The 19534-nt window shown below is 73.3% G+C and carries 13 protein-coding genes, 1 rRNA gene and 3 pseudogenes; 9 read left to right on the forward strand and 8 right to left on the reverse strand.

Annotation, left to right across the window (positions count from 1 at the left end; genetic code table 11):
• Positions 1-91, forward strand: a 5S ribosomal RNA gene (gene rrf, locus ACWGKU_RS01255); the annotation flags it as partial.
• Between the two features lie 84 nt (positions 92-175).
• On the opposite strand, the gene pcp is transcribed toward rrf, so the two are convergent.
• From pcp to ACWGKU_RS01285, 6 genes are all read right to left on the reverse strand, one after another.
• Complete coding sequence (gene pcp / locus ACWGKU_RS01260) at positions 176-859, reverse strand: pyroglutamyl-peptidase I (protein ID WP_401047451.1); 684 nt, start codon at positions 857-859, stop codon at positions 176-178.
• 154 nt (positions 860-1013) lie between these two features.
• The gene (locus tag ACWGKU_RS01265) at positions 1014-2207 is read right to left on the reverse strand and encodes an alpha-hydroxy-acid oxidizing protein (protein ID WP_452179299.1); all 1194 of its coding nucleotides are present in this window, start codon (positions 2205-2207) and stop codon (positions 1014-1016) included.
• Positions 2208-2375: 168 nt separating this feature from the next.
• On the reverse strand, positions 2376-3605 hold the full coding sequence (locus ACWGKU_RS01270; RefSeq protein ID WP_401047430.1) for an MFS transporter: 1230 nt from the start codon (positions 3603-3605) through the stop codon (positions 2376-2378).
• Between the two features lie 84 nt (positions 3606-3689).
• Entirely contained in the window at positions 3690-4541 is an 852-nt protein-coding gene (locus ACWGKU_RS01275; RefSeq protein WP_452179298.1) for a MerR family transcriptional regulator, read from the reverse strand.
• Positions 4542-4652: 111 nt separating this feature from the next.
• Positions 4653-5567 (reverse strand): alpha/beta fold hydrolase, encoded by a 915-nt coding sequence (locus ACWGKU_RS01280; RefSeq protein ID WP_452179297.1) that lies wholly within the window; start codon positions 5565-5567, stop codon positions 4653-4655.
• Between the two features lie 115 nt (positions 5568-5682).
• The gene (locus ACWGKU_RS01285) at positions 5683-5982 is read right to left on the reverse strand and encodes a helix-turn-helix domain-containing protein (protein WP_452179296.1); all 300 of its coding nucleotides are present in this window, start codon (positions 5980-5982) and stop codon (positions 5683-5685) included.
• On the opposite strand from ACWGKU_RS01285, the pseudogene ACWGKU_RS01290 reads away from it, so the two are divergent.
• The 8 genes and pseudogenes from ACWGKU_RS01290 to ACWGKU_RS01325 all read left to right on the forward strand — a co-directional run.
• Positions 5963-6262: pseudogene (locus ACWGKU_RS01290) on the forward strand (diguanylate cyclase); the annotation flags it as partial. The gene ACWGKU_RS01285 and the pseudogene ACWGKU_RS01290 overlap by 20 nt on opposite strands.
• Positions 6263-6383: 121 nt before the next feature.
• Positions 6384-7919 carry a DUF2079 domain-containing protein gene (locus ACWGKU_RS01295; RefSeq protein ID WP_452179295.1) on the forward strand — a complete coding sequence of 512 codons (1536 nt, stop codon included), beginning with the start codon at positions 6384-6386 and terminating at the stop codon, positions 7917-7919.
• Between the two features lie 98 nt (positions 7920-8017).
• Positions 8018-8470, forward strand: a complete 453-nt coding sequence (locus tag ACWGKU_RS01300) for a GntR family transcriptional regulator (protein WP_401047443.1) — start codon at positions 8018-8020, stop codon at positions 8468-8470.
• A 43-nt stretch (positions 8471-8513) separates the two neighbouring features.
• The gene (locus ACWGKU_RS01305) at positions 8514-9428 is read left to right on the forward strand and encodes an ABC transporter ATP-binding protein (protein ID WP_452179294.1); all 915 of its coding nucleotides are present in this window, start codon (positions 8514-8516) and stop codon (positions 9426-9428) included.
• Positions 9425-10420 carry a hypothetical protein gene (locus ACWGKU_RS01310; RefSeq protein WP_401047448.1) on the forward strand — a complete coding sequence of 332 codons (996 nt, stop codon included), beginning with the start codon at positions 9425-9427 and terminating at the stop codon, positions 10418-10420. The genes ACWGKU_RS01305 and ACWGKU_RS01310 overlap by 4 nt, the downstream gene beginning before the upstream one ends.
• 53 nt (positions 10421-10473) lie before the next feature.
• Positions 10474-10899 (forward strand): annotated as a pseudogene (locus ACWGKU_RS01315) (IS5 family transposase); the annotation flags it as partial.
• Between the two features lie 145 nt (positions 10900-11044).
• Positions 11045-18610: a LamG-like jellyroll fold domain-containing protein gene (locus ACWGKU_RS01320; protein ID WP_452179293.1), complete on the forward strand. Its 7566-nt coding sequence runs from the start codon at positions 11045-11047 to the stop codon at positions 18608-18610.
• A gap of 228 nt (positions 18611-18838) precedes the next feature.
• Positions 18839-18970: a hypothetical protein gene (locus tag ACWGKU_RS01325; RefSeq protein WP_401055114.1), complete on the forward strand. Its 132-nt coding sequence runs from the start codon at positions 18839-18841 to the stop codon at positions 18968-18970.
• Between the two features lie 7 nt (positions 18971-18977).
• On the opposite strand, the pseudogene ACWGKU_RS01330 reads toward ACWGKU_RS01325, so the two are convergent.
• Together ACWGKU_RS01330 and ACWGKU_RS01335 are read right to left on the reverse strand one after the other, a co-directional pair.
• A pseudogene (locus ACWGKU_RS01330) lies at positions 18978-19073 on the reverse strand (IS5/IS1182 family transposase); the annotation flags it as partial.
• A gap of 93 nt (positions 19074-19166) precedes the next feature.
• The gene (locus ACWGKU_RS01335; protein ID WP_452179292.1) at positions 19167-19487 is read right to left on the reverse strand and encodes an HNH endonuclease; all 321 of its coding nucleotides are present in this window, start codon (positions 19485-19487) and stop codon (positions 19167-19169) included.
• Between the last annotated feature and the right edge of the window lie 47 nt (positions 19488-19534).

The following is a 19534-nucleotide window of genomic DNA, read 5'->3' on the forward strand; positions in this document are numbered from 1 at the left end:
GCCCGGTTACATTCCGAACCCGGAAGCTAAGCCTTACAGCGCCGATGGTACTGCAGGGGGGACCCTGTGGGAGAGTAGGACGCCGCCGAACAATTATTCAGAAGAACCCCCATCCGGGACCCGGATGGGGGTTCTTCGCGTTTCCGGAAGTCTCCGGAACTCAGTTTCCGGGGAATCAGTTGCTCCGGCGGGACAGCCAGCTTCTTCGGCGCGGTGCCGCCACTGTGCCGACGGGCGGCAGGTGGAGGGTGGCCACGGCGCTGCGGATCAGGATGCGGACCCCCTCGGCGGCCGTCTCGGCCGACATCGAGGCGCTCTGCTCCCGGCCGGAGGCCTGGCTCGGCAGGTACGGAAGGCGCGCGAACCCGCCGCGCAGCTCCGGGCGTTCGGTGGCGATCAGGTGCGCCAGCCCGTAGAAGACGTGGTTGCAGAGGTGGGTGCCGGCGGTGTGCGAGACGGTGGCCGGGATCCCGGCCTGCTGGACCGCCTCCACGCAGGCCTTCACCGGCAGGGAGGAGAAGTACGCGGCCGGGCCGTCCGGTACGACCGGCTGGTCGAGCGGCTGGTTGCCCTTCCGGTCGGCTGTCCGGACGGCGTCGTCGAGGTTGATCGCCACCCGCTCGACCGTGAGGTCCGGCCGGTTGCCGCCCTGGCCGGTGGCGATGACCAGGTCCGGCTCGAACCGGGCCACCGCCCGGCGCAGTTCGGCGATCGAGTCGCCGAACGCCCAGGGCAGCCCGGCGAACTCCAGGGCCACCCCGGCCGGCGGACCGGCGGCGACCAGTCGGCCCGCCTCCAGGGACGAGTTCAGGGGATCGCGGCCGAACGGTTCGAAGGCGGTCAGCAGGACGCGGATGATGGCGGACCTCCGAGCGTGCGGGAACGTACGGACCCGATTTGTGCCGTTCGAGCGTAGGGCCGTCCCGAATGTCCCGGCAAGCCCCGCCGCTTTCCGGCGGACACGATGACCTGATTCCTCGTCGTGACCTGACTTCTCGTGACCTGAATTCTCGTCATGTGTGGCGCAGTGCGCCGTCCGCGCGGAGGGAGGCGAGGGTGGGGTAGCCGTCGACGGCCATCAGGAGGTCGGCCTCGGCGAGCAGGGAGCGCAGTACGTGGACGATGCCGTCGGTGCCCTCCAGGGCCAGGCCGTAGGGGTACGGGCGGCCGACGCCGACGGCGGTGGCGCCGAGGGCGAGGGCCTTGACGACGTCGGTGCCCGAGCGGACGCCTGAGTCGAAGAGGACGGGCAGGCCCTCGGCGGCTTCGACGACGCCGGGGAGGGCGTCGAGGGCGGCGAGTCCGCCGTTGGCCTGGCGGCCGCCGTGGTTGGAGCAGTAGATGCCGTCGACGCCGCCGTCCCTGGCGCGGCGGACGTCCTCGGGGTGGCAGATGCCCTTGAGGAGGATCGGCAGGTCGGTGAGCGAGCGCAGCCAGGGCAGGTCGTCCCAGGTCAGCGGGTTGCCGAAGACGCCGGCCCACTCCAGGACGGTCGCCTGCGGGTCCTCCTCCGGGGCCTTGGCGAGGCGGGCGCGGAACACCGGGTCGGAGGTGTAGTTGGCCAGGCAGTGGCCGCGCAGCTGGGGGAAGTTGGCGGTCGCCAGGTCACGCGGGCGCCAGCCGGTGACCCAGGTGTCCAGCGTGACGACGATGCCCCGGTAGCCGGCGGCCTGCGCCCGGTGCACCAGGCTCTCGGCGAGCGCCCGGTCGGTGGGGGTGTAGAGCTGGAAGAAGCCGGGAGTGTCGCCGAACTCGGCGGCCACCCGCTCCAGCGGGTCGACCGTCAGCGTGGAGGCGACCATCGGCACACCGGTCCGGGCGGCGGCCCGGGCGGTGGCCAGGTCCCCGTGACCGTCCTGGGCGCACAGGCCGATCACCCCGATCGGAGCCATGAACAGCGGGGTCGGCAGCCGCATCCCGAACAGGTCCACCGAGAGGTCCCGTGTGCGCGCGCCGACCATCATCCGCGGCACCAGGCCCCACCGGCCGAAGGCGGCGACGTTCGCCCGCTGGGTGGACTCGTCGCCCGCCCCGCCCGCCACGTAGGAGAGCACGGAGGGCGCCAGCGCCGTGCTCGCCCGCGCCTCCAGTTCGGCGAAGGCCATCGGCATCGTCGGCAGCACGCCGCCGAGCCCGCGCAGATAGATCTCGTTCTGGTAGTCGCCGAACCGCCCCTGGAACGCCGGATCCATCCACTGGCTGTCCATCCGTCGGCCGTCCTCTCGCCCTCGGCCGCCCGGGACCGTCCCGGCCGGCGGTGCCGTCCGCGGCTCCGTCGTACGGACGGACGGGCTGACGGCACACCGGCATTCTCACCGCGGACGGAGCGGACGGCCAGGGTCCGGCCGGGGGTGTGTGTCACCGCGTCGGCCGTCTCACGGCGTCGGTTCGGGACGGACCCGGTGGCCGTACCGCCACACGGCGGCCGCGGCGAGCAGGGCGACCGTCCCGCCGAGCAGCATGACCGTGCCGGGCGAGGAGTGGTCCACCGCCAGGCCGCCGGCCAGCGCGCCGATCGAGAAGGCGGCCTGGAACGCCGAGGTGAAGACCACGCCGGCACCCTCCGGGGCGTGCGGGGCCGCGGCGAGGAACCAGCTGAGCGCGCAGACCGGGACGGCCCCGTAGGCCGTGCCCCAGAGCGCCAGCAGGACGGCGGCGCCCGGACCGCCGGTGCCCAGCAGCGGCAGCAGCAGCGCCGCGGCGGCGAGCAGGACGGCCGCCGTGCCGAACACCGGACGCAGTGCCCCGGCCGCCCGGCCCCCGGCCAGGACGTTGCCGAGCAGTCCGGCGGCGCCGTAGAGGAGTAGCAGGGCGGTGATCAGGCCGGGGCCGGCGTGGGTGGTGCTGGCGAGGAACGGGGTGACGTAGGTGTAGCTGCCGAAGTGGGCCGGCACGATCAGGAAGGTCACCAGGACGCCGGTCCGGGTGCCCCGGCCGGCCAGCAGACCGCGCAGCACTCCCAGCCCGGTGACGGTGAGCGGGGGCAGCGGTGGCAGCGACCGCAGGAGGGCGGCCAGGGCGAGCAGGGTCAGCGCGGCCATCGCGAGGAAGGCCGTCCGCCAGCCGGCCAGGGAGGCGAGGAACACCCCCGCCGGGACGCCGAGCACCGAGCCGAGCGGGACGGCGGAGAAGATCACCGTGTTGGCCCGGGCCCGCCGGTCCTCCGGGACGAGGCGCGGGGCGAGCCCGGAACCGATCGACCAGAACGCCCCGATGACCAGGCCGAGGACGATCCGGGCGGCCAGTACCGCCCAGTAGGCGGGGGCGAAGGCGCTGAGCAGGTCCGCCAGGGTCAGCACCAGCAGCAGCGCGCAGAGCATGGTCCGCCGGTCCGCGCGCCGGGTCATGACGGTCACCAGGGGCGCGGCCACCGCGGCGACGATGCCCGGCAGGGTCATCATCAGCCCGGCCGTGCCGTCGGAGATCCGGAAGGTGGCGCCGATCGGGGTCAGCAGGCCGATCGGGAGGATCTCGGTGGTGACGATGGAGAACACGCCGGTCGTCACGGCGAGGACGGCGAGGGTGCCGCCGTCCCGGGGGCGCGGGCCCGGGGCGGTCGCGCCCGGGGTGGTCGGGGCTGGAGGGAGAGTGGTGCCGGTCGGCATGCCGGAGGTCCCGTCGCTGGGTGGTGGGTTCGTGACCCGAAGTCCAGCAGTACGAACGGGGGTTGGGCTGGCGTGAATCCGACGTCAACGCTTCCGTGCCGGGTCCGCGGCCCGGCCTTCCTCGGCGGCGGGGGGTTCTTCGGCGGCCCGTCCTTCCTCGGCGAGATGGTGGCCTTCGGCAGGACTGTGGCCTTCGGCGAGGCGGCGGTCTTCGGCGAGGCGGCGCTGCTTGGCGCGGTGGGCGAGCACGCCGAGGATGCGCTGCCAGGTCGGCGAGGCCTCGGCGAGCCGGGAGAAGATCACCGCCTGCTTGCCGGGCCGGCTGCTGTCCCGTCCGTGGGCGGCCTCCCAGGCGTCCAGGTCGTCGATCAGTCGGTCCACACGGGGGTCGTCCGGTTCCCAGTCGAGCGACTGGTCGCAGAGCAGGAACAGCCGCATCGTCTCGGCGTCGTCGAAGCTGGCGTTCTTCTCCCGGATGCCCCGGCGCATGGCCTCCGGGTCCAGGGCCTGGTGCAGGATCCAGGTGTCCCGTTCGAGCAGCACCGACCGCTCGCTGACCCCGAGCGCGCGCATCCGGTCCAGGATGGCGACCACCTCGGGCGGCAGTGCGAGCCGCTCGCCGCTCGCCAGGTCGGCGATCCGGCGGCGGTGCTCGGCGAGTTGGTCGATCCGGTGCCGCAGTTCGGCGTCGAGGTCGGTGATGGCGGCGGCGAACTCCTCCGGCTGAGCGTGCAGCAGCGCGTCGATCCGGGCCAGCGGCACCCCGGCGTCGGCGAGCGTCCTGATCCGGATGAGGTCCACCGCGGCCTGGGCGCTGTACCGGCGGTAGCCGGAGCGGTCGCGCTCGGGCTCGGGCAGCAGCCCGACCTGGTGGTAGTGGCGGACGGTGCGCACGGTCACGCCCGCGGTCGCGGCGAGTTGACCGATCGTCAGCACCGTCCGGCTCCGGTTCCGTTGAGGATTTGTGGCTGTGGCTGTGGCTGTGGCTGTGGCTGTGGCTGTGGCTGTGGCTGTGGCCGTGGCCGTGGCCGTGGCCGTGGCCGAAGTCTAGGCGCGGCCCGCCCGGTCCACGACATCGCGGATCGCCTGGACCACGACATCGGTCCGCTCGAAGACGAACTGGCTGTGGCCGGTGTCGGCGAGGAGGCGCTGCTCGCCGTTGGAGACCCTGGCCACCATGTCCGCGTACAGCCGCGTCTTGCCGTCGTGCATCGCCTGGAGGAGCTCCTTCGACATCAGCGCCTGCTGGCCGGGGTCGACGCCCAGCGGGGTGAGCGCGATCAGCGGGACGTCGGGGAGGTCCGCCCCGGCCCGCAGTTCGACGGCCAGCTCGGGCATCGAGGCGCGTTCGGCGATGCCGGCGTGGATCCAGCGCTCGCTCACGTGGTACTCGGTCACCGCGTCGCGGACGTCCGCCGGGTAGTCCACGAGCAGGTCCTCGCACAGCTGCCGGATGGCGGGGAGCGCCTGCCGCAGCTGCTCCTCGGTGGGCGACAGTTGTTGGGTGGCGGCCAGGCTCGCCTCGGCGGGCATGTAGTCGTCCCAGTCCCGGTGGAAGGCGTCCAGCCAGACCAGTCCGGCCACGTCCTGCGGGTACTGCTGGGCGAACCCGTGGGCGTACGCGCCGCCGAGCGAGTGCGCGACCAGGACGTACGGGCCGGGAACGCCCTGGGCGCGCAGCAGTTCGCGCAGTTCGGCCGCGACCTCGGCGGCGGTGCGGGGCAGCGCGGCCTCGTCGCTGAAGCCGGTGCCGCCGCGGTCGTACACCACGGCGGTCGTGAACTGCGCGACCCCCTGCTGGACACCGAAGTAGTCCAGGCCGATGGCGCTGGCGCCGGGCAGGAGGACGACGGCGGGACCGCCCGTGCCCTGGCGGTGCAGGTAGAGGCGGCGGCCGTCGACCTCCTGGAAACCGCCGACCGGGGGGTGGAGCGGGGCGGTGGAAGTGCTCTCGTTCGTCATGCGGCAAGCCTCCAACCCTGACGTAGCGTCAAGGTCAAGCGTTCGTCGCGGGGAGTCTGTCGGGTGCTCGGGTTCCCGGGTGCTCGGGTGGGCAGGTGCTCGGGTGCTCGGGTGCTCAGCTGGGCAGGTACTCAGGGGGCTCACCTGCTTGAGCGCCGGGGCCGCTGGTCGTGGTGAAGCGGTTGCGGTACTCGGTGGGCGTGGTGCCCAGCCGGCGGGCGAAGGCGCGGCGCAGGGTCTCGTCGCTGCCCAGGCCGCTGAGCCGGGCGGCGGCGGTGATGCTGTGGCCGTCGAGGAGCAGCTGTCGGGCGCGGTCGAGGCGGACCCGCTCGACCCAGCGGGCCGGCGTGGTGTGCAGCTCGGCCTGGAAGAGCCGGGTCAGGTGGCGGGTGCTGACGGCGGTGGTGGCAGCCATCGCGGCGCCGGAGATCGCCCTGGTCACCCGGGGCGTGGAGCTGGACGTGCTGGGGGTCGGCTACCACGCGATCTCCGCCGGGCGGCGGGCCGCCGTGGTCGCGGCCCATCCGCGGCCCGACTTCAAGAACCGCATCCTGGCCGCGTTCACCGAGGGTGTCGAAGGTCGCCCGGAAACGACCTTCGGCAACGTCAAGGCGGATGTGCTCGCCCACTTCGTGCCGGGCTTCGAGCGCGGCGACTTCGTGGAGGTGGTCAGGGGCTCCGAGTGGGCGGAGTGAGCCGGATCGGGGGTTCGGAGGGCAGCCCGAAGGCCCGGTCGGCGTCGGCCGGCCGGGTTTGACGGCGGGTCCGGCTTCCACCACCCTTCCACTAATCAAATAGTGAAAGGGTACTTTGCAGATGCCCGCTCCCGTCTCCCCGCCGCGAGCCCTGCTGTCCGCAGCCTCCGCGTCCCCCGTTCCCTCCGCTGCTTCCACCCCTTCCTCCCCTTCGGCCCCGACCACCTCGGCCGCGCCCTCCGCGCCCTCCGCCCGGTTCACGACCCTGCTGGCCCTGCTCACCCGCCGCCCCGCCGCGCTCGCCTGGGGCCTGGCGGCCGGGTTCGCCGCGCTCTACATCTGCGTCGCCGTCAACCGGCACCGGCGCGGCCTCACCAAGGCCTACGACCTGGGCATCTTCGAGCAGGCCGTCCGGGCGTACGCCCACGGGCAGGCGCCGATCGTGCCGCTCAAGGGGCCCGGCTACCACCTGCTCGGGGACCACTTCCACCCGCTGATCGCCGTCCTCGCCCCCGCCTACCGGGCCTTCCCGAGCCCGCTCACCCTCGTCGCCGCCCAGGCGCTGCTGATGGCGCTGGCCGTCGTCCCGCTGACCCGCTGGGCCCACGAGGTGGCCGGGGCAAGGGCGGCGCTGGTCGTCGGCTGCGCCACCGGGGCGTCCTGGGGGATCGTCCGGGCGGCGGCCGACGACTTCCACGAGATCGCCTTCGCCGTCCCGCTGCTCGCCTTCGCCGCCACCGCACTCGGCCGGCGCCGCCCGCTCGCCGCCGCGCTCTGGTCGCTGCCGCTGCTGCTGGTCAAGGAGGACCTGGGGCTGACGGTGGCCGCCGTCGGCGTCCTGATCGCCTGGCAGGCCCGGCGGGAGCGGCGCCGCAGCCCGCTGCCCGGGCTCGCCCTCGCCGTCGTCGGCCTCGCCGCGACCGTGCTCACCGTGCTCGTCGTGCTGCCGGCCTTCAACCCGAACGGGGGCTTCGACTACTGGCAGCAGCTGGACGGCGGCGGGCAGGGCGGGCAGGCCTCGCTCCGGGCGCTGCCGCTGCGGCTCGGCTGGCCGCCGGTCAAGTGGCTGCTGCTGTTCCTGCTCGCCGCCACCGCCGGCTTCGCCGGTGTGCGTTCGCCGCTCCTCCTGCTCTGCGTGCCCACCCTCGCCTGGCGGCTGCTCTCGGCCAACCCGCACTACTGGGGCGTCAGTTACCACTACAGTGCGGTGCTGATGCCGATCGCGCTGGCGGCCCTGGTCGACGTCCTGCGGCGTTGCGACACCCGCCGCGTCCGCCGCGCGCTCGCCGTCAGCGCCCTGGTGACCGCCGTGACGCTGCCGCTCTACCCGCTGCACGAGGTGGTGATGCCCGAGGCCTGGCGCACCTCGCCCCGGCTCACCGAGACCCGGGCGATGCTCCACCGGATACCCGGCGGCGCCGCCGTGGCCGCCTCCAACCGGCTGGCGGCGCAGCTCACCGACCGGGCCGAGGTCACCCTGGTCTGCCGGGCGCCGGTGGGCCCCGGACCGCAGTGGGTGGCCGTCGACCTGCGCGACCCGAGCGTGCAGGCCCCGTGCGCCACCGCCGACACCGCCCGGATGCTGACCCTCTACCGGGAACGCGGCTACCGTCCGCTGGTCGAGCAGGACGGCCTGCTCCTGCTGCAACGTCCCTGAAGGACCTCCGCCAGGACACCCTCCGGGGGTCCGGCTTGACCCGCGTGCCGCCGTGGGCCACTATTCCGCTATTGAACTAGTGAAAGGCCGAAACGCCGGTGATCGAGTACCGCATTGAGCGGCGCAGCGGCGTCTCCACGTACCAGCAGATCGTGCAGCAGACCAAGCAGGCCCTGCGACTCGGACTGCTCCAGCCCGGAGACAAACTGCCGACCGCCCGTGAGGTGGTCGAACTGACCGCGATCAACCCGAACACCGTGCTGAAGGCCTATCGCGAACTCGAACGCGAAGGGCTGGTCGAACCCCGCCCGGGTCTCGGCACCTTCGTCCGGCGCTCGCTCGCCCGGCCGGAGGCGGCCGCGGACGGGCCGCTGCGCGCGGACCTGGTCGGGTGGGTGGACCGGGCCCGGGGGGCCGGCCTGGAGCGCGAGGACATCGCCGCGCTGATGGCCTCCGTCCTGGAGCAGCGCCTCGACACCGGGGTCTCCGGCTCCGACGCCGGGGCCTCCGGCTCCGACAACAAGGCCTCCGGCTCCGACACCGGGGTCTGAGGACCCCTCGGCAACACCGAACAGAGAACAGTGGGGGGACCGGGTGGACGACCCGACGACCACGGCGCCCGCGTCGGCGCCGGCCCTGGAGGCCGAAGGCCTCGGCAGGAGGTACCGAGGCGGCTGGGCCCTGCGGGGCTGCGACCTCACCGTCCCGGCCGGGCGGATCTGCGGAGTGGTGGGCCCCAACGGCGCGGGCAAGAGCACCCTGCTCTCCCTCGCCGCCGGCCAACTCGCGCCCACCGAGGGCGGACTGCGGGTGCTGGGCGCCACCGCCGGTGATCCCGGGCTGCGCGCCCGGATCGCCTACGTGCCGCAGGACAAGCCGCTCTACCCGGGCCTCACCGTCGCCGAGACGCTGCGGATGGGCCGCGAGCTCAACCCGGTATGGGACGAGGACGGGGCCCAACAGGTCGTCGACCAGGGCGAGTTGAACCCCAACGCGCGGATCGGCTCGCTCTCCGGCGGCCAGCGCACCCGGGTCTGCCTCGCCCTCGCCCTCGGCAAGCTCCCCGATCTGCTGCTGCTCGACGAGCCGATGGCCGACCTCGACCCGCTCGCCCGGCACCAGCTGATGGGCGCCCTGATGTCGTCCGCCGCCGAGCGCGGCACCAGCATCGTGCTGTCCTCGCACATCCTCCCCGAGCTGGACGGCGTCATCGACCACCTGCTCCTCGTCCAGCGCGGACGCGTCCGGCTGGCCGGCGACCTGGAGGAGATCCTCGACGGGCACCGGCTGCTCACCGGCCCGGCCGCCCAGGAGTCCTCCCTGGACGCCGAGTCGGTGGTCGAGCAGCGCGTCAGCGGCCGTCGGGCCATCGCCCTGGTCCGCACCGACGAGCCGGTGGACGGCGAGTGGGAGAGCGAGCGTCCGAGCCTGGAGGACCTGCTGCTCGGCTACCTCCGCGGACCCGCCGAACCGGCCGACCGCAAGGAACCGAACGAGGTGGCCGCATGAGCACGACCGTCCTGCCCGACCGCACCACCGCTCCCACGGCCTCCACCAAGCCCGCCCTGCGCGGAATCCTCTGGCTGGTGCTGCGCCAGAACCGGCTCCTCCTCTGGACCCTGGGCATCCTGCTGGTCCTGGCGGTGGCCGACCTCCTGTGGATCCACGTCGCCAGCAGCCGGATCGTGAGCGAGCTGCACCGGACCGACTGCTACTACCCCGAGACCTGGGACCGGCGCGAGTGCTGGAACCGCCTGGAGCCGATCGACCGCCCGAACTTCTGGTACCTCCAGGTCCTCCAGCCCGCCGTCACCGCGGTCCCGCTGCTGACCGGCATGTTCGTCGGCGCCCCGCTGCTGGCCCAGGAGTACGAGCGCGGCACCATCCGCCTGATCCGGGCCCAGTCCGTCAGCCCGGTCCGCTGGCTGGCCGTCCGCCTCGCCGTTCCCGGCCTCGCCGTCCTGGCCGCCGCCGGCGTGCTCGCCTCCCTGATGACCTGGGTGTGGTGGACGGACATCGTGCACGGCCCGGCCGCCTTCGACCCGCCGTTCCAGTTCTTCACCTACCCGGTCCTCGGCCTCGCCCCGATCGCCTGGTCCCTGTTCGCCCTGACCCTCGGCGTCCTGGTCGGCCAACTCGTCCGCCGCACCCTGCCCGCGATGTTCCTCACCGGCGCCCTCGTCGCCGCCGCCCACGGCCTCGTCCTCTGGGCCCGCCCCCACTTCTACCCGGCCGTGGAACAGATCGCCGCCGTGGGCACCCCCCAACCCACCAACGCCTGGCTCCTCGGCCGTGGCATCGTCCTGCCCGACGGCACCCACGCCAGCACCGACTCCTGCCTCTTCTCCGCCCGCGCCCCCGGCTGCGACGAGGCCATCGCCTCCTGGGCCCGCTTCCACCCGGCCGACCACCTCGTCCCCATCCAACTCGTCGAGGCCGGCATCCTCCTGGCGCTCACCCTGCTCCTGCTGCTCACCGTCTTCCGCCGCATCCGCGCCTAGGAGCCGTCCGGCGGATCATGTGACTGTCGCTTGATCTGCTCGTTGTTCCGGGTGTGGGGCGGGGAGAACGTGGTGATCTGTCGGATGCCGAGTGGGAACGGCTGCGGCCGTTCTTGCCGGTGAGCAACGGCAGGTACGGGCGGTGGCGTGATCATCGGCAGGTGATCGACGGGATTGTGCACCGGGTGCGGACCGGGGTGCAGTGGCGTGACCTGCCGGAGCGGTTCGGTCCGTGGAAGACGGTCTATGAGCGCCATCGGTTGCGGTCGTCGGACGGCACCTGGGAGCGGTTACTGCAGCAGGTCCGGGCTGCGGCCGACGCGGCGGGCGAGATCGACTGGGACGTCTCGGTGGACTCCACCATCGTGCGCGCGCATCAGCACGCCGCAGGCGCCCGGACCGGGAACTGCTGCCACCGCGACGGGGGTCGAGGGGTGACCGTCCGCCGCGAGCCGAGGCGTCGTGGCCCGCAGAACGGCCGGTGTCCGTGGGTGGGCGAGTTTCGGCCTCGCGCTGGCTGGGAAGCACCTTGTCCGCTGATTACGTCAAGTGAAAGCGTGGACACGTTTCGTGTCGATCGTGCTCGTCGGTTTCCGGCAGGCACCCGCCTACGAGGTGGCAGGTTTGACGGAGATTCAGCACCTGGTGAAGGTCTACAGCGACCGCGCCTACGTGCACACCACGACCGTGCGGCACCAGGGCAGCACGGTCGCGTTCGCGATGGACGACCAGCGGCGCATCGTCTACACGGTCCTGGACCTGTCGCAGCACGACGAGGCGCGCGGGGAGGCGGACGCGGCGTACTGGTCGGAGAACCCGCTGCCGCTGCGCTTCCCGGCCGAGCTGGCCCGGGTGGGTTACGCGGTGGCCGGCGCGGTGCGGATGCCCGCGGTGAAGCGCGGCGGGCGGGTCGAGGCGGATCCGGCGGAACGGCTCGGCGAGGACGAGTTGGACCCGTTCCTGTCCAGTACGGCCCGGCTCGGCGCGGCCGCGCCCTTCCAGGTGGTCTCCGACGGCACCCATGTGTACGTGCTGCGGCAGTCGGTCCGGGCCGACGACGCGGACGCGGTCTTCCGGCTCGCCGACGGCACCGGCTCCTCGGGCGACGCGGCGCGCACCGACTACCTCAGCCGGGGCGGCGCGGGCAAGGTCGCGGTGGTCGACGCCACCCTGCTCTGCGACCGGTTCGTGCTGGTCGGCGGTGAGTTGAAGCCGGTGCTGGAGGTCCGCTACCGGCGCAGCCGGCACAAGGGCCGCCCGGACTCCGCGAAGGACAGCCTCGGCACCCGGGACATGGAGGGCCGGGCGTTCATCGAGCCGACCCAGGAGCTGGATTTCGTCCGCAACCTCTCCCGCGGCCGGTTCACCGCCCTGCTGGTGCCCACCGCCGTGCACGGCCGGGAGCGCTGGCAGATCTTCGCGCACAACGACGCCACCGCCCGGATCGACGGCTTCAGCGTCGAGCGCAGCCGCGACGGCCTGTTCAACACCCAGGGCTCGCAGGCCTGGACCAGTCCCGACGAGCGCTACCGCGAGGCCGTCTACGAAGCCGCCCCCGGCACCTGCCCGTTCACCGGCCGACCGCTGGTCCCGGCGGTGAGCGAGAGCGGCCACGCCGAGACGGCGCTGCGCTTCGACGGTGTCGACGACGTGGCCGAGCTGCCCGCCAACGCCCTCCAACTCGCCGATCAGGACTTCACGGTGGAGTTCTGGGCCCGGCGCACCGCGACCGGCGGCCGGGAGGACTTCCTGATCGGGCACGGCGCGGCGGCCGGCGCCCGGCTGCGCAGCCTGCACATCGGCTTCCGCTCGGACGACACCTTCGCCTTCGCCTTCTACGCCGACGACCTGAACATCGGCCAGCGCACCACCGACACCGACTGGCACCACTGGGCCTGTGTCTTCGTCCGCGCCACCCGTGAGCAGATCGTCTACCGCGACGGTGTCGAACTCGGCCGCCGCACCACCGACATGCCGTACGGCGGACTCGGCCCGCTGACCCTGGGGCGCGCCCTCGGTTCGTTCGGCCGCGCCGAACTGGACGAGGTCCGGATCTGGAGCCGCCCCCGCAGCGGCGAGGAGATCGCCGCCGACCGCGGCCGCCGTCTGGTCGGCAACGAGCCCGGGCTGGCCGTCTACTACCGCTTCGACGAGGGATCCGGCGACACGCTGTACGACCAGACGGACAACGCCCGCAACGCCGTCCTGCGCGGCGGGCCGGCCTGGATCACCTCCGAGGCGCCGATCGGCGACAACCCGGGGGTGCGCCGCGACAGTTTCGCGTTCACCGGGCGCAAGGTCGTCTCCGGCCTCTCGGCCGTCCTGCACCACCAGCAGGAGGCCGCACCGGCCGGGTACGACGGCGCGGCCAAGCCCGTCAAGCGCCAGGCCCGGGTGCTGCTCGCCTGTGCCACCGGCGGGCCCGACCCGGTGAGCGGCAAGGCCACCGACGACGCCTACGTCGCGACCCTCGACCTGGGCGTCGGAGGGGACGGCCGGCTGGCCGAGGTCCCGGACCGGCTGGCCCTGCCGGTGCTCGCCGCCCCCGAGTCCAGCGGCACCGTGGACGCGGTCGGCGCACTGGACGCCGAGGTGGCCCGGCTGGCCCGGGACGTGACCGACTCCGAGGCGGAGATCGCCCGCCTCCAGCAGGAGACCGCCGGAATCCCCGAGCTGGAGCGCCGGCGCGCCGAACTGCGGGCCGGCCAGGAGGACGACGTCACCGCCTGGCGCTACCGGCTGCGGTTCAAGCTGCCCAAGGACGGCCGGGACCAGTACCTCGCGGTGGAGGGCGACCGCAAGGACGCGGCGGCCCCGCTGGTGCGCACCGCCAACCGGGCGGCCGCCACCGCGCTGTGGACCTTCGAGCCCACCGGCACCAGCCTCAACGGCATCGCCTGCTATTTCCTGCGCAACGTCGGCTCCGGCCTGGACATGAACCTCTCCGGCGGGAAGACCGACAATGACACCCCGCTGATCCAGTACCGCCGCGAGGCCGACAACGACGCCACCCACTTCGCGCTGGACAGCTGGAACGGCTACGGCTTGGTGGTCCGCCGCAGCGGCAAGGTGGTCTGCGCCCGGGACAGCCAGGGCGACCGCATCGTGCAGTTCGACTACGGGACGGTCAACGCCTCCGGTGAGGGCATCGTCGTCCTGGAGAAGGACGGCGCCTCCGGCAAGCCGGGCGCGAGCGCCGCCCAGCGGAACCAGCAGATCCTGGACATCGACAACCAGCTGCTGACGCTCTCCACCAAGCAGGACGCGCTCGCCCGCTACCGCCGCGACCTGCCGGCCCGGCAGGCCCTGCTGGCCGCCAAGCGCGAGGAGCTGGGCCGGCTCACCGGCGGGGTGCGCGGCTCGGACGACATCGCGCTGCCCGTGCCCCAGCTCTCGGTGGACCGCACCGGGCTGGGCAGCTCCGGCGCGCTGCTCGCCTTCGCCCGGGGCGCCGACCGGCCGTTCCTGCTGGACAGCGCCACCGGCAGCCTGGTGCTCTACTTCCGGGGCGCCAACGGCCAGTTCTTCGCCGGCTACTACGACACCCAGGTGCTGCGCTCCTCCCGGCGGCTGACGTCCGGCGGCAAGGCGGCCGTCTTCACCGCCCGTGACGCCGCCACCGACCTGGCGGCGGTGGAGATCACCGTCGAGGCCGGGGACAACCCGGCCCAGGTCAAGCTGACCATCCGCCGGGACGGGCAGAGCGAGCAGTGGTCCCACCTGCCAGGCCGGGCCGAGGACTTCGCCGCCGTGGTCAACGGTGCGGCCGAGCAGCCGGTGCCGATCGGCACCGTGCTGCGGATCGACGGCGGCGTGGTGGAGTTCACCGAGGGCACCCTCGCCCGGCTCGCCGGCCCCGGTTTCGTCACCGTCGGCGGCCACGGCTTCCGCTTCGAGGGCGACCACCCCGCCGGCAGCAAGTCGCTGAAGCTGGGCGCGGGAGCGGACCCGACGGTGCTGAAGCCGGGCATGAGCGTGCAGCGGGTGCGCTACGACCAGCGCTGGGCCACCGCCTCCGAGCCCGGTGTGGCGCTCTCGGCCGGTTCCCGGCTGGTCACCGTCGACCCCGGCGGCCTCGCCGAGATCCCGTCCGGCACCGCGGACGGCCTGCTGCGCGGCCACGGCGGCCGCTGGCGCGCCGACATGCCCGGCCGCGCCTACGCCTTCGACGGGCAGGGGCGCTTCCTGGCGCTGCCCGCCGAGCAGTTGCCGCGGGCCGCCACCCCCGGCGACCTCACCGTGGAGGCCTGGGTCAACCCCGAGCGGGTCGAGGGCCCGGTGCGGCTGGTGCACGCCAACGCCGGCGACAGCCCGTACGGCCTGGGGCTGCTCGGCGGCCCCGCCGCCTCGGCGCTGGCCTACGACGGGGTGAGCGCGGCCGCCGTGGTGCCCGGTGCGTTCGGCTTCGGGGACGGCGACTTCACCGTCGAGTTCTGGGCCCGCCGCACCGCCGTCGACGAGCGCGACCACTTCGTCCTCGGGCACAGTGGCGACCAGGGCCGTGCCGGTGAGAGCCTGCACATCGGCTTCCGCTCGAACGGCAAGTTCACCTTCGCCTTCTACGGCGATGACCTGGACACCACCCAGCGTTTCGGCGACACCCAGTGGCACCACTGGGCCTGCGTCTTCGAGCGCGGCACCAGCCAGCAGGTGATCTACCGGGACGGGCAGGAGATCGCCCGCCGCACCGCGAGCGCCCCCTACCGGGGCCAGGGCAGGTTCTCCCTGGCGCAGGTGCCCTTCCTGCCCGCCGGGTTCGCCTCCGCCCAGATCGACGAGGTCCGGCTCTGGTCCAGCGCGCGCGGCGGCGACGACGTGCGCGCCGCGATGAAGCGCCGGCTCACCGGCGGCGAGGCCGGGCTGCTCGGCTACTGGGTCTACTCGGACCCGGCCGCCGGTGCACAGCGCGTGCTGACCGACCGCTCCGCCAACAAGCGGCACGCCGAACTGCGCGGCCGGCCGGGCCCGGTGTCCGCGCTGTCGCCGATCGAGGGCGGCCGCTACTGGGCCGTCGCCACCGTCGGCGATCGCCGGGTGGTCAGCCGGGAGACCTTCCCGCTGAGCGAGTGGAGCCACTTCGCCGCCGCCTACCAGCAGTCCTGGGCCGTCCGGTTGGACGGCGAGGCCTACCTGGAGGTCGCCGACGACGACGCCCTCGACATCGCCGACGACCTGACGCTGGAGGTCTTCGCCCGCCTCGACCGGCTCGGCGAGACCCAGGGCCTGCTCTCCAAGGGCCGCACCGCCGACGGCGCGGGCGGCAGTGTGCCGTACCGGCTGGCGGTGCTGCCGGACGGCCGGCTGGAGTTCGCCTTCGAGGAGCCCGACGGCCGGGCCGTGCGCTTCACCTCCACCGAGGGCGTCAAGGCCGGGACGTTCCACCGGATCGCGGTGGTCCGCAAGAGCGGTCGCTCGATGCAGGAGCAGAAGGGCACCCGTCAGATCACCGCGGCCGGGGCCGACGGCAAGCCGGTCACCCAGAGCGTCGAACTGGTCGAGTCGGTCTCGGTCCGCGAATGGCAGGACATCCGCTTCCACCTGGACGGCCGGGAGATCGGCACGGCCCGCTACGAGGGCCCCGGCCCGCGCGGCAACGACGCGCCGCTGGAACTGGGCCGGACCCGCGACGGCTCCGTCGTGCAGCGGCTGACCGGCGTGCTCGCCGAGGTCCGGATCTGGGGCGCCGCCCGCGACGCCGCCCGGCTCGGCACCGCCGTCACCGCCCGCGACCGGGGTCTGACCGCGCACTGGCGGTTCGAGGAGAACGCGGGCGGCACGGCGGCCGACGCCACCGGCTCGCACCCCGCCCGGCTGCGCGGCGCCCGCTGGGTCCGCAACCCCGACCCGCGCGGCAGCGTCTTCCGGCTCTACCGCAACGGCGTCGCCGTGGCCTGCGACCCGGCGGGCACCCCCGGCGCCCCCGACAGCGCGGCCTTCGCCGACGCCGGCGACGCCCAGCTGACCCTGGGCGCGGTGATCAAGGGCGGCAAGGCCGCGGAGTCGCTGAACGGCGTGCTGGAGGAGGTGCGGATCTGGCGCACCGCCCGCACCCACGAGCAGCTGCTCGACAACCTGTTCACCCGGCTCAAGGGCGAGAAGGAGGACCTGGTCGCCTACTGGCCGTTCGACCGGGACTCCACCGAGCCGGACGTCGCCCAGGTCCGCGACGACGGCCTGCGCGGCAACCACCTGCGCCTGGGCGCCGAGGCCACCCGCCCGCGCACCGTCCTGTCCAGCGCGCCGGTCTCCACCGACACCGCGCAGGTCCGCTCGGCGCTGGCCGGGATGCGCACCCCCTTCCACGAGACGGTCTCCGCCGCCCCGGCCGTGGCCGAGTACGCCGACATGCAGTACGGCGCCCGCGGCGAGGCGTTCGGCGTCCTCAAGCGCGCCTACAGCTACCTGCGCGACGGGCGCTGGCACCTCGTCACCGGCTACAAGGTCGGCGAGCTGGTCAGCGAATGGGTCAGCCAGATCCAGTTCGACCCGCAGCTCATCGGCTATGTGGAAGGCGCCCCGCCGGTCCCCTCGGAGAACCTGACCGCCGGGCTCACCGACCCCGGCAGCGACACCTTCGAGGGCGCCTCCTCCGTCCAGCTCACCGAGGCCGAGCAGGTGGTGCGCTCGCTGTCCTCCGCCAAGGAGCGCAGCGTCGACGCCGCCTTCGGCTTCGCCCTGTCCAACGAGGTGGACGTCGACGTCTGGATGATCACCGCCCCGCTCGGCTTCGGCATCGCCAAGTCCATCGCCAAGGGCGGCGTCTCCGCCAGCGTGCGCGGCAACCTGGAGTTCTCCAACAGCTGGGCGGAGGAGACCTCCGTCTCCCAGGGCGAGAACACCGCCCGCACCACCAAGGTCTCCCTCACCGGCCACTGGGAGGACCCGGGCCGCCCGCTCAACCCCGCCACCGGCCGCCGCTACGTCCCGGCCAACACCGGCTTCGCCGTCGTGCAGTCCCAGACCGCCGACGTCTTCGCCCTGCGGCTGGCCCACAGCGGGGCCCTGGTCGCCTACCGCATCCAGCCCAACCCCGACATCCCCAAGGACTGGAACGTCATCCCGTTCCCGATCAACCCCCGCTACACCAAGCAGGGCACCCTGGACGGCACCGTCGGATTCGACGAGCGCGGCAAGGTCGCCGACCCCGACTACCAGGGCACCCGCGAGCGCGGCGAGTACAGCTACTTCAAGCCCCGCGAGGCCTACGCGATCAAGCGCCGCATCCAGCGCGACCAGCAGCGCCTGCACAGCTACTACGACACCGTCTCCACCGAGACCCACGCCCCCGACCCCACCGCCCAACGGGCCGGGCGGGTGCTCGGCGGCGCGATCGGCACCGACGCCGCCCCGGCCAAGGAGCGGGGGACCACCGACAGCGCCACCGGTCAGGGCTTCTCCCGCCGGGACCTGGTCAACACCTACGTGTGGACCGCCGCCGGCGGGTTCTTCGCCGAGACCACCGAGACCACTGACGTGGTCAGCGAGACGACCTCCGGCTCCTACTCGCTGTCCGGCTCGGTCGGCACCTCGATCGGCACGTCCTTCCAGATCGCCGGCATCGGCATCGGCGCCCAGCTGGACGCCTCCGTCGGCGGCGGGATGACCGCCACCCGCGCCCGCGGCAAGGAGGCCACCCGCTCCTTCGGACTGAACGTGGAGGTCAACCCCGCCCGCAACCTCCAGCGCTACGACCAGGAGCGCAAGCCCGTCTTCGACCAGGACGGCCAACCCGTCAACGTGCCCGGCAAGGTCGACGCCTACCGCTTCCTCAGCTTCTACCTCGGCGAGGACAGCGAGCACTTCGACACCTTCTTCCACAAGGTCGTCGACCCCACCTGGCTCGCCAACGGCAACGACCCCAACGCGGCGGCCCTGCGCCAGGCCCGCCAGTCCGACCGCAAGCCCCCGTGCTGGCGGGTGCTGCACCGCGTCACCTTCGTCAGCCGGGTGCTGCCCGCCGTCCCGCCGGCCGGCGCGCCGCCCCTGGAGAAGGCCATGCGCCGGCTCGACGTGGAGAGCAACTACGAGCTCATCCGCCGCCTCGACCCGTACGTGAAGGGCGCCGCCACCGGCCTGCCCGAACTCGCCGAGGCCACCCGCACCGCCCTCGCCGCCCAACTGCCGGAGCTGCTCCCGCACGCGGCCGACGTGACCGGCTTCCTCGCGCAGTACTACGGCGTGGACGCCTGACCCACCCCGTCCGGTGGGGCGGCGGGCGGGGCGACCCGTCCCGCACGCCGCCCCACCGGCGGGACTTGGTCGATGTCCCCGCTGATCGCCGAGGAGCTCGCCGCAGAGGTCCTCGGCGGCCCGCCCAGTCCGTGGCTGGCACCCTGACGGCCGGAGCGCGACCCGATCTCCGACTGGTCGACCGAGGAGGCGGCGGCCCATATCGAGGCTCTCGCCGCGGAGTCGCGGATGCGCCCGCCGCTGACCGGCGACTGGCCGACGGCCCTCGCGGAGCTGTGCCTCCAGCGGATGGAGCGGCCGGAGCCGACAGCCGCTGACGTGGTCGATCGGGCCCTGGAGTACCGCCCCTTCGCGTTGTGAGAAGGCATCAAGCTCGCAGCCAGCTGACAACTGCTGCCGTGGTGACGGTGCCAAGGAAGACGTAGCCGCGCTTGTCGTACCGCGTGGCCACCGCGCGGAAGTTGTCGGGTAGCCGGGCCACGTTGCCGTGGCCCGGCCCCCTCAGAACCGGGCATGCCTGTTTCCAGGCACCGCGGCTCAAGCAAGCCCAATGGCTTCACAGGCTCTGCTGTTGATCCCGTCTGCCATCGCTCGCGTGGTGCTGGCGATGGCACTCGGAGTGGACGAGGCGAAGGTTCTTGCTCTCATCAGATCCGCCGTTTCGCCGGTAGGTGAAGTGGTGGTTGTGCAGCCTCTTCTTCATGGCGTCGAACCACTCAATCCACTCGCGCGGACTGTCCGGTTCGTATTCCGCCCCAGCGATGAGGGCCTGACCGCAGAGCGGGCAGGAACCCTTCTGACGTGCCGCCAGGACCAGACTGATCTTGTCCATAAGGCGGTGGAGTTCGCGTCTTTCGGCGCTGACTCCAGTAGTCATGCAGGGCAGGGTCGTCCGGAGACGACTTTCCCTTGACCAACTGGCGC

The organism is Kitasatospora sp. NPDC054768 (assembly GCF_053612025.1).

Coding starts and splice junctions, on each gene's coding strand:
- ACWGKU_RS01265 (WP_452179299.1), bottom strand. CDS start 2,207: ATGGACAGCCAGTGGATGGATCCGGCGTTCCAGGGGCGGTTCGGCGAC.
- ACWGKU_RS01270 (WP_401047430.1), bottom strand. CDS start 3,605: ATGCCGACCGGCACCACTCTCCCTCCAGCCCCGACCACCCCGGGCGCG.
- ACWGKU_RS01280 (WP_452179297.1), bottom strand. CDS start 5,567: ATGACGAACGAGAGCACTTCCACCGCCCCGCTCCACCCCCCGGTCGGC.
- ACWGKU_RS01285 (WP_452179296.1), bottom strand. CDS start 5,982: ATGGCTGCCACCACCGCCGTCAGCACCCGCCACCTGACCCGGCTCTTC.
- ACWGKU_RS01295 (WP_452179295.1), top strand. CDS start 6,384: ATGCCCGCTCCCGTCTCCCCGCCGCGAGCCCTGCTGTCCGCAGCCTCC.
- ACWGKU_RS01310 (WP_401047448.1), top strand. CDS start 9,425: ATGAGCACGACCGTCCTGCCCGACCGCACCACCGCTCCCACGGCCTCC.
- ACWGKU_RS01325 (WP_401055114.1), top strand. CDS start 18,839: ATGCGCCCGCCGCTGACCGGCGACTGGCCGACGGCCCTCGCGGAGCTG.
- ACWGKU_RS01335 (WP_452179292.1), bottom strand. CDS start 19,487: ATGACTACTGGAGTCAGCGCCGAAAGACGCGAACTCCACCGCCTTATG.